Origin of the sequence: Micromonospora chalcea, assembly GCF_028768405.1 — a bacterium.
Classification (GTDB): Bacteria; Actinomycetota; Actinomycetes; order Mycobacteriales; family Micromonosporaceae; genus Micromonospora; species Micromonospora chalcea.
Genome location: NZ_CP118233.1, coordinates 6,824,099 through 6,838,191 on the forward strand (window position 1 = coordinate 6,824,099; position 14,093 = coordinate 6,838,191).

The 14,093-nt window shown below is 70.3% G+C and carries 12 protein-coding genes; 5 read left to right on the forward strand and 7 right to left on the reverse strand.

Features of this window, described 5'->3' with window-relative positions; all coding sequences use genetic code 11:
- Together PVK74_RS30945 and PVK74_RS30950 are read right to left on the reverse strand one after the other, a co-directional pair.
- The gene (locus PVK74_RS30945; RefSeq protein ID WP_113973349.1) at positions 1–2,076 is read right to left on the reverse strand and encodes a hydantoinase/oxoprolinase family protein; all 2,076 of its coding nucleotides are present in this window, start codon (positions 2,074–2,076) and stop codon (positions 1–3) included.
- Positions 2,077–2,085: 9 nt separating this feature from the next.
- Positions 2,086–3,285, reverse strand: a complete 1,200-nt coding sequence (locus PVK74_RS30950) for a CaiB/BaiF CoA transferase family protein (RefSeq protein WP_113973348.1) — start codon at positions 3,283–3,285, stop codon at positions 2,086–2,088.
- 157 nt (positions 3,286–3,442) lie between these two features.
- Here PVK74_RS30950 and PVK74_RS30955 point away from each other — a divergent pair, with 157 nt between their 5' ends.
- Both PVK74_RS30955 and PVK74_RS30960 read left to right on the forward strand, forming a co-directional pair.
- The gene (locus PVK74_RS30955) at positions 3,443–4,117 is read left to right on the forward strand and encodes a GntR family transcriptional regulator (protein ID WP_113973347.1); all 675 of its coding nucleotides are present in this window, start codon (positions 3,443–3,445) and stop codon (positions 4,115–4,117) included.
- Between the two features lie 209 nt (positions 4,118–4,326).
- Positions 4,327–5,136 carry an isocitrate lyase/PEP mutase family protein gene (locus tag PVK74_RS30960; RefSeq protein ID WP_233514715.1) on the forward strand — a complete coding sequence of 270 codons (810 nt, stop codon included), beginning with the start codon at positions 4,327–4,329 and terminating at the stop codon, positions 5,134–5,136.
- 119 nt (positions 5,137–5,255) lie between these two features.
- Here PVK74_RS30960 and PVK74_RS30965 read toward each other — a convergent pair whose 3' ends face one another.
- Together PVK74_RS30965 and PVK74_RS30970 are read right to left on the reverse strand one after the other, a co-directional pair.
- A complete protein-coding gene (locus PVK74_RS30965) occupies positions 5,256–5,912 on the reverse strand; it encodes a response regulator (protein ID WP_043325390.1) in 657 nt (218 codons plus the stop codon).
- A complete protein-coding gene (locus PVK74_RS30970) occupies positions 5,909–6,955 on the reverse strand; it encodes a sensor histidine kinase (protein WP_233514714.1) in 1,047 nt (348 codons plus the stop codon). The genes PVK74_RS30965 and PVK74_RS30970 overlap by 4 nt, the downstream gene beginning before the upstream one ends.
- A gap of 274 nt (positions 6,956–7,229) precedes the next feature.
- On the opposite strand from PVK74_RS30970, the gene PVK74_RS30975 reads away from it, so the two are divergent.
- From PVK74_RS30975 to PVK74_RS30985, 3 genes are all read left to right on the forward strand, one after another.
- Positions 7,230–7,706, forward strand: a complete 477-nt coding sequence (locus PVK74_RS30975; RefSeq protein ID WP_113973345.1) for a DUF6326 family protein — start codon at positions 7,230–7,232, stop codon at positions 7,704–7,706.
- Positions 7,707–8,074: 368 nt separating this feature from the next.
- On the forward strand, positions 8,075–9,808 hold the full coding sequence (locus PVK74_RS30980; RefSeq protein ID WP_274477848.1) for a hypothetical protein: 1,734 nt from the start codon (positions 8,075–8,077) through the stop codon (positions 9,806–9,808).
- Between the two features lie 246 nt (positions 9,809–10,054).
- Complete coding sequence (locus PVK74_RS30985) at positions 10,055–10,186, forward strand: hypothetical protein (RefSeq protein ID WP_274477849.1); 132 nt, start codon at positions 10,055–10,057, stop codon at positions 10,184–10,186.
- A 121-nt stretch (positions 10,187–10,307) separates the two neighbouring features.
- Here PVK74_RS30985 and PVK74_RS30990 read toward each other — a convergent pair whose 3' ends face one another.
- The 3 genes from PVK74_RS30990 to wrbA all read right to left on the reverse strand — a co-directional run bounded on the left by PVK74_RS30990 (position 10,308) and on the right by wrbA (position 14,071).
- Positions 10,308–12,047 (reverse strand): PQQ-dependent sugar dehydrogenase, encoded by a 1,740-nt coding sequence (locus PVK74_RS30990; RefSeq protein WP_274477850.1) that lies wholly within the window; start codon positions 12,045–12,047, stop codon positions 10,308–10,310.
- Between the two features lie 27 nt (positions 12,048–12,074).
- Positions 12,075–13,136: an SMP-30/gluconolactonase/LRE family protein gene (locus tag PVK74_RS30995; RefSeq protein ID WP_274477851.1), complete on the reverse strand. Its 1,062-nt coding sequence runs from the start codon at positions 13,134–13,136 to the stop codon at positions 12,075–12,077.
- Positions 13,137–13,429: 293 nt separating this feature from the next.
- Positions 13,430–14,071: an NAD(P)H:quinone oxidoreductase gene (gene wrbA, locus PVK74_RS31000; protein WP_064447314.1), complete on the reverse strand. Its 642-nt coding sequence runs from the start codon at positions 14,069–14,071 to the stop codon at positions 13,430–13,432.
- Positions 14,072–14,093: the final 22 nt, after the last annotated feature.

A 14,093-nucleotide genomic window follows, 5' to 3' on the forward strand; every position in this document is an offset into this window, starting at 1 on the left:
TCAGCTCTCCGTGGTGGTGTCGACGGGACGGATCAGGAGGCTGCCGCTGGGGTGCACGGTCGCCGTGTGCCCAGGCAGCACGAGGGTGGTGGAGTCCATCTCGGTGACGATCGCCGGACCGGGCACGACGTTGCCCGCTCGCAGCAGGGCCCGGTCGTAGCCGCCGGCGTCGACCTCGGCGCCGTCGACCCAGATGCGGTGGCGGGCCCGCAACGCGGGGCTCGGGTCCGTGTCACCGCGCTCCAGCTCGGGCGCGGCGACCTGCGGCCGGGGGCCGTGCGCGGTGGCCCGGACGGTCACCAACTCGTGTTCGGCGTCGAGGACGAAGGAGAACAGGCGCTGGTGATCGGCGTCGAACGCCGACCGCAGGGCCGCGAGACCCCCGCCGGTCCCGTCGAACGCGTCCATGTCGACGGCCACCGGGATCTCGAAACCCTGTCCGTGGTAGCGGAGGTCCGCGGACCAGACAACCTTCTGGTCCTCCTCGGGGACGCCCTGCTCGCTGAGCGTCGCGCACGCCTTGCCGGCGAGTTCCGTGAGCACCGCCCGCAGGCTCTCGTCGGTGAGCTCGCTGAAGCGGCGCACCAGCGTCCGCACCGACTCGTCGCGCAGGTTGGTCGTCGCGTCGCCGTAGGCGCACAACACCCCGGGCGACGGAGGGATGATCACCGGCCAGGCCCCGGTCAGCTTGCCCAGGGCATTGGCGTGCAACGGACCGGCGCCACCGAAGGCCACCAGCGCGTAGTCGCGCGGGTCGAAGCCCTGCTGCACCGACACCAGCCGCAGCGCGCCGAACATGTTCTCGTTGACGATGTCGATGATGCCCGCGGCGGCAGCCTCCACCGACTCCAGCCCGGTGGCGTCGGCGATCGACTTCACCGCCGCCCGCGCCGCCGCCCGGTCCAGCCTGATCTCACCGCCGGCCAGGTCGGTGGGCAGATAGCCGAGCACCACGTTCGCGTCCGTCACCGTCGGCTGGTCACCGCCCGCCGCGTACGCCGCCGGCCCGGGTGCGGCGCCGGCCGACTGCGGCCCCACCCGCAGCGCCTGGGTCAGCGGCGGCACGTGGGCGATGGAACCGCCGCCGGCGCCCACCGTGCGTACGTCGACGGAGGTGGCGCGGACCTTCAGGTCCCCGACGGTGGTCTCCCGGCCCACCCGCGGCGACAGCCCCTGGACCAGGGCGACGTCGGTGGAGGTGCCACCCATGTCGAAGGTCAGGAAATCCGAGTAGCCCGCCTGCTCGGCCACCCAGGTCGCGCCGGTCACCCCGCCGGCAGGGCCCGACAGCAGCAGGTTCACCGGGTTGTCCGCGGCGACGGCCGCGGAGACCAGGCCACCGTCGCTGCGCAGGATGCACAGCCGGCCGTCCACCCCGGACTCGCGCAGCTGCGCCTCCAGGTTCGCCACGTAGCGCGCCACCTGCGGCTGCACGGCGGCGTTCGCGACCGTGGTTATGGTCCGCTCGTACTCGCGGAGCTCCGGCAGCACCGAGGACGACAACGACACCGGTACGCCCGGAAGCTCCTCGGCGGCCAGCTCGGCCACGCGGCGCTCGTGCTCCGGATTGGCGTAGGAGTTGATCAGGCTGACACTCAACGCCTCGATGTCCTGGGCGCGCAGCTTGCGCAGCTTCGCGCGGACGTCCGCCTCGTCGAGTGCGGTCACCACCCCGCCGTCGGCGCCGATCCGGCCGACGACCTCCACGGTGTCCTCCAGGGCGGCCAGCGGCTCCGGCTTCGGCCAGATGATCCAGCCCGCGAGGCCGCCCGGCACGAAGGACCGGGCGATCTGGAGTACCTGCCGGAAGCCGTCGGTGGTGACCAGCCCGACCCGGGCGCCCTTGCCCTCAAGGATCGCGTTCGTGGCGACCGTGGTGCCGTGGAACACCTCGGCGATCTCCGACATGGGCACACCGGCAGCGGCGCAGGCCCGCTCGATTCCCCGCAGCACCCCGATCGACTGGTCCTCTGGCGTGGAGGAGGTCTTGGCCCGGTAGGTGTCTCCCGTCGCTTCGTCGATCAGCAGAATGTCGGTGAACGTTCCCCCCACGTCCACGCCGAGCCGGTAGGTCATGGTTCCTCCTCAGATGACGCCCGCGGAACGCAGCGACGCCATCGCGTCGTCGTCGAGTCCCAGCAGGCCGCGGTAGATGTCTTCGTTGTGCTCGCCGAGCTCGGGGCCGACGTGCCGGACCCGGCCCGGGCTGTCGGAGAGCTTGGGTACGACGTTGTGCATGGCGAACTCGCCCAGGTCCGGATGGGTCAGCCGGACGATCGCCTCGCGCGACGCGAAGTGCGGGTCCGCGAGCATGTCCTTGGCCCGGAAGATGCGGCCCGCCGGAACGCCGTGCTTGTGCAGCCGCTCGAGCAGCTCGTCGGACGCGAAAGTGGAACTCCACTCGGCGATCAGGCCGTCCAGCCGCTCCATCCACCGCCCTCGGGCGCTGTGCGTGGCGTACTTCTCGTCGGTGGCCAACTCCGCTCGCCCCATCGCCTCGGCGAGCCGGCGGAACACCGTGTCCTGGTTCGCCGCGATCAGCACCATCTCGCCGTCAGCGGTCGGGTAGACGTTGCTCGGAGACACGTTCGGCAGGGTCGTCCCGGTCCGCTCCCGCTGGTAGCCGGCAATCTGGTACTCGGGGACGAGCGACTCCATCATCGCCAGCACGGCCTCGTAGATGGCCGAGTCCACCACCTGGCCCCGACCGGTGCGTCCGCGCTGGTGCAACGCCACCAGGGTGCCCAGGCAGGCGAACGTCGCCGCCAGCGAGTCGCCCAGTGAGACGCCGGCTCGGGCCGGGGGGCGATCAGGGTCGCCAGTTACGTACCGAATCCCGCCCATCGCCTCACCGATCGAGCCGTATCCGGCGCGGGAGGAGTAGGGGCCCGTCTGCCCGAAGCCGGTCACCCGGGTGACGACCAGGCCGGGGTTGATCTCCCACAGGCGCTCCGGGGCCAGGCCCCAGCGCTCCAGCGTGCCGGGCCGGAAGTTCTCGATCAACACATCCGCCCGCGCGACGAGCCGGCGTACGAGGTCCTGGCCCTCCCCGGTCCGCAGGTTCGCGGTCACAGACTTCTTGTTCCGCGCCACCACCGGCCACCAGAGCGACTTCCCGTACGGCTTCTCGCGTCCCCACTGCCGCATGGGGTCGCCCTGACCCGGGTCCTCGACTTTGATCACCTCGGCGCCGAAGTCACCCAGGAGCTGGCCGCAGAACGGCCCCGCCAGCAGCTGGCCGAGCTCGATCACCCGGACGTCGTCAAGCGGCAGTGCAGTGCTCATGTATCCCTCAATCAGCGTCTTTTGCATGCAATCAGCCGGGCCTGTGATCGTCGCCACATCAGGCTGTGCGGGAAAACTAGGCTCATGCTGCCGACGGTGTCAATGCCCGACGGGCGTATTGCATACAACTTTCTGCGTTGTTACCGTGCGGAGCATCATGAGTGACCGCACCCCGCTGCGGGAGGCCGACAACGGCCACGCCGCCGACCAGGCATACCGGCTGATCCGGGAACAGATCCTGGCCGGGCAGCGGGCGGCTGGCGAGTGGCTCCGTGAGGGGGAGCTAGCCGAGTCGATCGGCGTGAGCCGCACGCCGGTCCGGGAGGCGCTCCGGCGGCTCACCGCCGAGGGGCTGGTCCGTCACGAGCGCAACCGCGGCGTGCAGGTCCAGGCCTGGAGCATCCACGATCTCGACGAAATCTTCAGCCTGCGGTCGGTGCTCGAGCCCTGGGGCTGCCGACTCGCGGCCACCACGGGCGCCGTCGACCTGGACGCGCTCGACGCGCTGGCCCACCGGATGGACGAGCTCGCGCCGGGCGGACGACCGACCGACGTGGACGAGCTCACCGAGCTGAACAACCAGTTCCACCGGATGATCCTCAATGCGTCCGACAACAGCCGCCTGGCCGGCGTCGTCTCGTCGGTGATCCAGATGCCCCTCGTCTGGCGGACCTTCTCCCGCTACAGCCCCGAATCCCTGCGCCGTAGCCTGGCTCACCACCACGAAGTGGTGGCAGCCCTCACCGCGGCCGACCCGGACTGGGCGGAGTCGGTCATGCGCAGCCACATACGCGCGGCATGGCACTCGATCCGACCGGGTCACGACCTGTGACAAGCGAAGTGCGGCGCTAGGTCCGCCATGGCGGAGCGCCAGTACCCGTGGTCGAGTCCGCAGGCCGCAGATCGGCGGCGGCCCGGTCTCAAGAGGACGCGGGCCGAGGGCGTACGTGATGGCAAGGAATGGGGGCCAGGGGCAGCGGCGTGACGGCGTGGTCTGATACCCGCCAGACCGGTTGCCCGATCGGCGGTTTGCTTAAGGCCATGACCCACTCGCACCACGAACAAGCCCTGCACTTCCGCTCCCTGCACCGCCCCGGTCAACCGCTGGTGCTGCCCAACGCCTGGGACGCCGCGAGCGCGCGGCTGATCGAGGAGGCCGGAGCAGCCGCCATCGCAACTACCAGCGCCGGGGCGGCCTGGAGCATAGGCACGGGCGATGGCGAGGCGATGGGCCGTGACCGCGCACTCGACCTGATCGCCCGCGTAGCGTCCACGGTCAGCCTGCCGGTCAGCGCCGACATCGAAGGCGGGTACGCGGACGACCCCGACGGGATCGCCGAGACGATCCGTAGGGTGCTTCACGCCGGAGCGGTAGGTGTCAACCTGGAAGACGGTCCGCAACCGGCCGCCGAACATGTCGAACGGATCGCGGCTGCGCGGAAGGCCGCCGGTTCGGCGCTGTTCATCAACGCCCGGATCGACACCTACCTGATGTCCCTCGGAGATCCCGCCACCCGACTGCGGGACACGCTTGACCGGGCGGCGGCCTGCATCGCCGCCGGCGCGGACGGCATCTTCGTGCCCGGCGTGGCCGACGCCGAAACCATAGCGGCGCTCGCCGCCGAGCTCGCGGTGCCGTTGAACGTGATGGCCGGGCCGGGCTCACCCTCGATCAGTGAGCTTGCCGACCTGGGCGTCACGAGGGTCAGCCTCGGCCCGGCGATCGCCCTGGCCGCGTACGCGGCGGCGCGGCGCGCCGCCCGCGAGTTGCTGGCCGCTGGGACCTACCTGGCACTCGACGGCTCACTGGGCTTCGCCGAGACCGATGCGCTGATGGCTGCGCGGGCCTGATGGGTGTCGAACGGACGTCCGACGCCCGCGGCATGCCCACTGAACCCGCCCGAGGTGGGTCTCTCGCCTTGTCGGGCCCCCGCACTCCTGTTTCCGCGACTCGCGTATCCGGGCGCCGGTCAGGTGCCGACGCGGCGTGTCTCGTAGGCCCACATCACGATCTCGACGCGGTTGCGGGCGTTGAGCTTGCGCATCAGGGCGGCGATGTGGGTCTTGACGGTGCTGAGGCTGATGGACAGCTCATCGCCGATCTCGCTGTTGGTCCGCCCGCGAGCGGCAGCCAGCAGAACCTGTTCTTCGCGAGCGGTCAGCGGCTCGACAGGCTCAGGTGGCACCGAGCGCGGGCGGCTGTTCGCGAAGGAGGACAGGAGCCTCGCGGTGATGTTCGGTGCGATCAGGGCGTCGCCGCGGGCCGCGGCATGGACGGCCTGGGTGAGCATCTCGGCGCCGGCGTCCTTGAGGAGGAAGCCGCGGGCGCCTGCCTTGAGCGCGCCGTAGACGTACTCGTCGAGGTCGAAGGTGGTGATGACGACGACGGCCAGAGGATCGGCGACGTCGGCCCCGGCGAGCCGGCGGGTGGCTTCGATCCCGTCGACCTCGGGCATGCGGATGTCCAGCAGGCACACATCGGGACGCAGCGAACGGGCCATGGAGATCGCCCGGCGGCCGTCGGCGGCGTCGCCGACGACGGCGATGCCCGGTTGGGCGTTCAGGATCATGCAGAGCCCTGCCCTGACGATGTCCTGGTCGTCAGCGACCAGCACGCGGATGGTCATGACGTGCGCGCTGTCCGAGGCAGCGAGGCGTCGACGCTCCAGCCGCCGTCCGCGGCAGGTCCCGCCCGGAGGGTGCCGCCGAGCAGGCTCGCCCGCTCGGCCATGCCGCGCAGCCCGTAGCCGGCGTGCGAAGAGCTGGTCGTGGTCGCCTCGCCGTCATCGCGTACCCGCAGGTGCACCTGGTCGCGGGATGCGGTGACGTCGACGGTGACTCCGGTGGCGCCGCGGGCGTGGCGGGTCGCGTTGGTGACCGCCTCGGCGGCGATCAGGTAGAGGGCGGTGCCGACCGCCGGCTCAACGGCGTCGGCGTCACCGGAGACCTGCACGCGGACGCCCAGCACCTCGCCGCCGGGACGAGCGAGTCGCTCGATGTCCGCCACTCCTCGCCGAGGGGTGAGATCGGCGTCCGTACCGTCGCGCAGCACGCCCATGAGGGCTCGCATCTCCCTGAGCGTCCGGGACGCCTCTTCCTCGATGGTGACCAGGGTGGCCAGCGCGCGCTCCGGATCTGCGGCGGCCAGCGCGCGACCTGCCTGTGCCTGGACGGCGATGGCCGAGACGTGATGGCCGACCGTGTCGTGCAGCTCGCGGGCGAGTTCGTTGCGCTGGTGGAGCCGGACCTGCTCGACGTCGCGCTCGTGGCTTCTGGTGCGGTAGCGCACTGCCGCTCCGAGCGCGGCAGAGCACAGGAAGAAGCCGTAACCGGCGACCTTCTCCGCGGGTGAGGTCGACTCCGCGACGAGGGTGACGGGTAGCCAGATGAGGATGATGCCGAGTCCGAGGGCAGCCTCACGACCTGCTCCCCAGCGCAGCAGGGCGTAGGGCAACACGAGCAGCCCTGCGATGCCCAGCAGACCGGTGGCGTCGATGACCGCGATCCTCGCGATGTCGAAGAGGAGAACGGCTCCGAAGGCAACGCTTACCGCGGCCAGCGGTCGCGTGCGTCGATACAGCAGGCACGCTGCGACCACGACGCTGACACCGACCAGCAGCGGCGCCCATGCCCTGTCGTCGCGCAGCAGCATCTCGACGACCGAGATCACGACAAGAGCCGAGGACAGCGCCCAGTCCCGCCACAGACGCACCGGCGCACCTGTGGGGCGAGGCTCAGCCCAGATCCCAGCAAGCATGCTTCCCCCTTTTCCGAGAACGTAAGGGGGCCGCCCCTCGGGCGGATCAGCCGAAAGTACGGCGAGTTTCCCGCGCCCGGGGCCAGGACAGCCCGAGCCCGCAAGCGGATGTGACGCCCGCCGACGCTGGTCAGTGTGGAGACATCGAGTGAGCCGACCCGGCTGACGCCAGCAGACAGGAGACGTGATGACCAGAACCGACAGACGGGCCGGTGCGCTCCAGGAAGCGCACCTCCCGGTCCAGGCGAAGCTCGCCGCGGCCTGGGCCAGCTTCATGTTCCTCTACATTTACGTCGACTACCTCGCCCTGTACAAGCCCGGCTTCATCGACGACATCCTGGCCGGCGCCGTGCACGGGTTCGACACGGGCCCGACCTTCGTCGCCCTCGCGCTCACACTCATGGCCGTCCCGATCCTCATGATCCTGCTCTCCACGACGCTCCCCGCCCGTGTCAACCGCGCCACCAACCTCGTCGTGGCAACGCTCTACATCCCCGTCACGGTGTACAACGCGGACGGCGAATCCTGGACCTACCTCTACTTCTACGGCTTCTCCATCGGGCTCGAACTGCTGCTCCTGGCCTTCATCCTGCGCACCGCATGGACCTGGCCCCGGGCCGTTCGAGCCACCGCCGGCCGCGACCTCGCCCAGGCCCCGGCGTGACGCTCGAGGCAGGCCCCGTCGGCGGGGTCGGTTGCAGCTGCTCCGGCAGCAGCGACCGCGAGCAGCCGATTGCGTCGAATGTCGTTATATCTGCGTCTTCGCAGAACTTCATGGCATCCGCGAGACCGTATCGATCTTCTTCTTCTTTCCTCTGGCTCCTGGTAGAAGTGCGACATGCCCTCACGGCGTGTCACGTCACTGGCGGATGAGAGCGGATCGCGACGTGCTGGCTCGCCGCCGATGCACGGGTGTACCTCGCCGGGGCGGGCGGTGCCTCGGGTTTCATGATCGGTCGACTGCTGCTCGCGGTGCTCAGTGCGGGCACAACAGCTGGTCACGGCAACTCGTCGTCCAGCACTGGAGGTGTGATGAGCGAACCTGCCGAGGTCGATCGCCTGCTCAGCGCCGCCGACGAGATCACCGCGCGGGCCGGTCTCGGCCCGGACACCCGGGCGGCCGTTGAGCGGGCGGTTGCCGCTGCCCGTGGTCTGGGCGATCCCGGGCGTCTGCTGCATGCTCTCGGCCGCGCCACTCTGAACCTCTCTCAGGAACGGCTCGCCGATGGCGGTGACGTCACTGATCTGCGGGAACAGGCCGAGGAGGTCATCGCGCTCGCCGGCGATCTGCTCTCCGATCCGGACTGGCATGCCGACGCTGTGGTCCGCACCGTGCAGGCGGGCCAGATCCTGGCCGGCATCGGGCTCGTCGATCGCGGGCGCGATGTCGTCGAACGGGTGTGGCGGTTGGTCGCGCCCCGGCCCGCCGACGGCCTCGACGCCCGCCGCGCTCGGACCGCGGCACTGACTGGGCTGGTCACCCTGAGACTCGAGACGGACCCATCCGTCCTGGGACCGTTGGCCGCCGAGATGGTCGACCTGCAGCGTGGGCTCGCCCGCGACACCGGCGAAGCGGCCGCCGTGATCGACCTGGCGGACGCCCTTGGAATCTTCGCGCGGGTCGCCAGCGCTCTGGGGCGGCCGGACCTGATGCGGGTGGCGCTGACTGAACAGTACTCACTGGAACAGATGTTCCAGGGTTCCGGAGCGCAGAAGCGACTAGAACGGACCGAGGCGTCGCTGGCGCAGCTGCAACAAGCCGCGCCGGAAAACCTGGTGGTGCCCGACTCGGGCGCATGGCGGGTCCGCCGCTCCTACCTGGATCTGCTGGCCCAGCCCGCACCATCCGGCGTTACCGCCGGCGGGTTCGCGGCTCGGCTGGCGGCGGAGTCGCGGGTGACCGGCCGTGCACCCGGCAACCGCCCGCCCGCTGACCCGTCGGTGATCGCCGATTGTGCCGCCCGGCTCGATCAAGGTATCTCTCTGGCCGACGCGGATCAGATCATCGAAGCCGACCGCGTCCTCGCCGAGCTCGCCGACGAGTTGAGCCTGTACGACGGGGCGACGTCGGACCCGGCCCGGCGGGACGTCCGGCGCCTCTGGTCCGCGGCCCTCTACCAGCGGGCGATGCTCCGGCACCGGATCGGCCACTGCGACGACGCCTGGGACCTTGCCTGGCTGTCCGTGGTCGTTGCCGTCCGGCGGCACGAGGGCCTGCTACGCGGGACCACCATCGAGCGGGAGGCGCTGGCTGACGCGGTCACCCACATGGTCGACGCCGCCGTCGTCGCGGAAGCCACCGGACGTCACGAAGACCAGATCATGCTGCTGTCGGAGGTCATCGACCGCTGCGCGGACGCGGAGGCGGCCTATCCACGGCTGCGCCGGATCCTCGGCACGGCCCTGCACAATCTCGCCTCCGCGCTGCTCGAACGCCGGCAGACAGCGACGGCGGCGCCCCTGGCCGAACATGCCTACGCGATCCGTCATGAGCTGGCCGTGCTGGACCAGCGCGCAGCCTGGGAGTACGCGAACACACTGCTGCTCACTGCCGCGCTCGCCGTCGACCGTCAGGACTGGCGAATCGCCGTCGAACGTCTCAGCGCAGCTGGGCGGCTGCTGGTTGCCTTACGGACGTACCCGGAAGCGATGGCCGGATACGCAGGACAGCTCGCCATCGAGGTCACCACCCGGGCGCCCGAGCTGGTGGATCGGGCCCGTGCCGCCGGCACCTGGCCGTATCAGACTTGGACCCCTCAGGCGTAGCGCCGCCCGTTCGGCGTGAGACCTCGCCCATGCGTGGGACGCCAAGCTCCGTCCCAGTTTGGCGGGAGCCTCGGTAGGGAAGTTTCGCGGACACCTCGATGAAGGAGGGGGTATGGAGACGTCCGCTAGCGTCGGGCGCAGTTATCGACAGCCGACAAGGCCATGCGTGGCGGCGCCTGCTGCAGCGCCACCGCCGAGGGGGCGAGCCTAATGGCTCGCGTCGGTCGCTACGGGATCCCGAGGTTCGTGTGGTCCCTGATCTGGCTCGTCGTCTGCATCTTGATCGTCATCCTGTTGGCCCTGGTCATTCACCACTTCGGAGGCGCCTCTCTGTCGCTCAAGCTCGGCCACTTCTACCTGAACGTCGGCGTCACCTGACTTGCCACCTCGTCGACACTCCGGCGGCGGTCCGCTGCAGTACTGGCCCGGACCGCTCGGAGGGTGCCCGCGCGACGCGGGCACCCTCCGGGGCCGGCGGTGCCGGATTCCCGGCTCGCCCTCAGCTCGTGGGGCTGGACGCCGCCCCGCCGAGGGTCACCTTGAGGATCTTCTCGTTGCTGTTGTTCGGGGTGCTGTCCTTGTCCCCGCCGGTGCTCGTGGTCAGCCACAGGTTGCCGTCGAGGGTCGGTTCGACGGTGCGCAGCCGGAAGTACGTCCCGACGAAGTACTGCTGGACGTTGGTGAGCGTGTCGCCGCTGATCTCCGCACGGTACATCCGGTTGCCACGCAGGCAGGCGATGTAGAGCACGTCCCGGACGATCGCGATGCCGCTGCACGAGGCCTCGGCCACCGGGTACGTCCGGATCGGGGCCCTGAAGCTCGGGTTGGCGCAGTCGCCGGAGGTGCCTTCGCAGGCGGGCCAGCCGTAGTTGCCGCCCTTGACGATGATGTTGGTCTCGTCCATGACGTTGTTGCCGAACTCCTGCTCGAAGAGCCGGCCCTGGGAGTCGAAGGCGAGGCCCTGCGGGTTGCGGTGGCCGTAGCTCCACACGTGGTTGCCGAAGGGGTTGTCCGCCGGCACCGTGCCGTCGGGGTTGAGCCGCAGCACCTTGCCGCCGAGATTGTTGGTGTCCTGGGCCACGTCGGGGTTCTGCCCGTCGCCGGTGGCGGCGTAGAGCTTGCCGTCGGGGCCGAAGCGCAGCCGGCCGCCGTTGTGGTACTTGTTGCGCGGGATCCCGGTGACGAGCACCTGCCTGGTGCCGGTCTGCAGCGTGCCGTCGTAGCGGATGCGCACGATCCGGTTGTCGGTCGTGGTGGTGTGGTAGATGTACAGCCAGCGGTCGGTGGTGAAGGTGGCCGAGACGGCCAGCCCGAGCACGCCGCCCTCGCCGCTGGTGCCGGCCACGTTCGGCACGGTGCCGATGCTGCGCTTGTCGGTGCCGTCCGGGTTCATGGCGACGATGTCGAACAGGTCGCGCCGGCCGTAGAGGACAGTGCCGTCGGGCAGTTGCACAAGGCCCCAGGGCAGGTCCTTCTCGGTGGTGACCACCGTGGCGCCGCACACCGGGTTCGTGCAGCCCGAGCCGGTGTGCGCGGTGACCGCGGCGCTCGTCTCCGAGACATTGCCCTGGGCGTCGCGGGCGGTCACCGTGTACCGGTAGTCGGTGTCGGGCGTCAGCCCGGTGTCGGTGAACGTGGTCGCCGGCGGGTTGCCGCCGGTGCCGGTGGTGGAGCCGACGGCCGTACCGTTGCGCAGGATCGTGTAGCCGGTGACCGCGACGTTGTCGGTGGAGGCCGACCAGGTGAGGGTCACGGCCGTGCCGTTCACCGTCGCGGCCAGGTTGGTCGGCGTGCTGGGCGGAGTCGTGTCCTGCTGGCAGAACGGCGGGGTGACCGAGAGCGTGGAGCTGGCCTGCGAGACGTTGCCGGCGGCGTCGCGGGCGTTGACGTACCAGCCCCAGGTGACACCCTGCACGACGCTGAGCGTGGCGGTCAGCGTCCGTCCCGAGACCGAGGTGACGAGCTGGCCGTCGTGGTAGATGTCGTAGAAGGCGACGCCGACGTTGTCCCGGGACGCGTACCAGGAAAGCGTGACGGACTGGCAGGTCAGCCGGCTGCTGCGCAGGCCGGTCGGCCGGGTGGGCGGGCTGGTGTCGGCGGCGAGCCGGGCCGCCGGCCGGCTGCCGGCCGCCGGCGCGGCCGCCGCGGCGTTTGCGGGTACGCCGGTCAGGACGGTGCCGGCGCAGATCAGCAGGGCGAGCGGTACGCGGTGTCGGAGCTGGTGAGGATGAGTCCGCACGGGTGCTTTCCTTCCCGGGGTTCTTGGTCAGTACGGGTAGCCGGGGACGTTGAGCCGAATGCTGTACAGGCCGGAGTCGTTCGTCCGGCCGGAGGTGATGTAGAGGGTCTGCCGGTCGGGTCCGCCGAACGCCACGTTCGTGGTGCCGGCGCCGCCGGAGCGGATCGTGCCGAGCTGCGCGCCTGAGGGCGAGTAGACGTGGATCAGCCCGTCCGAGCCGGAGGCCCAGTACACGTTGCCGGCGCAGTCGACGGTGACGCCGTCGGGACCGCCGAGGTAGTTGACGAAGACGCTGCGGGCGCCGGTGCTGCCGTCGGGCTGGACGACGTACTTGTAGATCTTGTTCTCGGAGTAGGCACCCACGTAGAGGGTGCCGCCGTCCGGCGAGAGCGCGATGCCGTTGGGTTGCCGCAGCCGGTCGTCCACCAGCGAGACCTGGCCGCCGGAGACGCGGAAGACACTGGTACGTCCGCTCATCTGGTCGGGTCGGTTGCCGCGCTGGAAGTTGGGGTCGGTGAAGTAGACGACGCCGTCGGAACGGACCGCGACGTCGTTCGGTGAGTTGAACGCCCGGCCCTGGTAGTCGGCGGCGACGGTGCTGCGGGTCCGGTCGCTCAGCCGGTACGCGGAGACGTTCCGCTGGTCGTGGGTGGCGGCGATGATCTGCTGGGCGTCGGGGCTGAGTGCCAGGCCGTTGCTGCCGGAGTCGGCGATGAAGGTGTCGAAGGTCGAAGGCGGGGTGAATCGGCGGATCGTGGAGGGCTGCACGTTGTACGGCCCGGTGCCCGCGGCCATGTCGGACATCAGCAGGTAGCCGCCGTCGGCGATCCAGACCGGTCCTTCGAGGAACGAGAACCCGCCCTGGATCTTCGTCGCGGACACGGAGCCGGCCGGCAGCGGCGGGCCGTACCCGGTGCCGCCCGGGCAGACCCCGGGGGGCGCGCCGGGCGGCCCGGCGAGCGGGTAGGTGTGAACGTTCACATGAGCGGCGCGCCGAGGTGCCGGGGGCGCGGCGCCGGCGGGGCCTGGTGCGGTGGTGAGCGCGAGGCACAGGCCGGTGAGTGCGGCGATGGTTGGACGCCAGGTCATCGGGTACTCCAATCGGGGTCGGTGAATGCGAGGCCCGTGGCTGCCTGGACCGGCCCCGGCTGCCGACACCTGCAATTGATTGGTATCGATGTATTCGGATGCAGCTTAGGCGAGGAAGCGGCGCCCCGCATCAGTTCCCCACGATCGCCTTCGGCGCATGCCCCGAAAGGCGGCCGATGACGTGACCGGGTTGAGCGCGGACACCCCCGTACACCTTCTGCCGATGTTCGACATGACCCGCGCGTCTACTCACGATTCCGTCCCGGTGTCGTACTGCTCCCGCCGCCGGGCTCCTACCCGAGCTTGCTGTCCGCGCGGGCGGCGGCGAGAGCGGCTGCCATCCGGGTCAGGCGTGCGCCCTGGAAGCAGGCCGTCTCGAGGACCGCTCTGGCGTACTCGGGATCCCGGCTGGCGCGGCTCTCCACCTGGCTGACGCCGTACGGGTTTCCGCCGGCGACGTGAGCGGTGTCGTAGTTCAGGTAGCCCGTAGGCAGGATGATCGACCCCCAGTGGTGGAAGGTCTGGTAGAGGCTGAGCAGAGTCGCCTCCTGGCCGCCGTGTTCCTCGTAGCTGGCGGTGAAACCGGTCGCCGGCTTGTCGGCCAGTTCCTCCGCCTGCCATGGGCCGGTCGTGGTGTCGAGAAACTGGCGCAGCTGAGAGCAGATGTTCCCGAAACGGGTCGGCGTGCCGAAGGCGTACCCGTTGGCCCACCGGAGGTCGTCCAGGGTGGCGACCGGAATGTCGCCAGTGGCGTCGAGGTGGGCTCGCCACTGCGGCTTGGCATCAATGACGTGCTCCGGCGCCAACTCTGCCACCCGGCGCAGGCGGACCTCCGCGCCGGCGTCCGCGGCTCCGTCGACAAATGCCTGCGCGAGCCGGTGCACGGTGCCGGTGGCGGAGTAGTAGATGACGGCGATCCTGGCATCGGTATGCATGCTGCCTCCTGGGTCGGCTCGG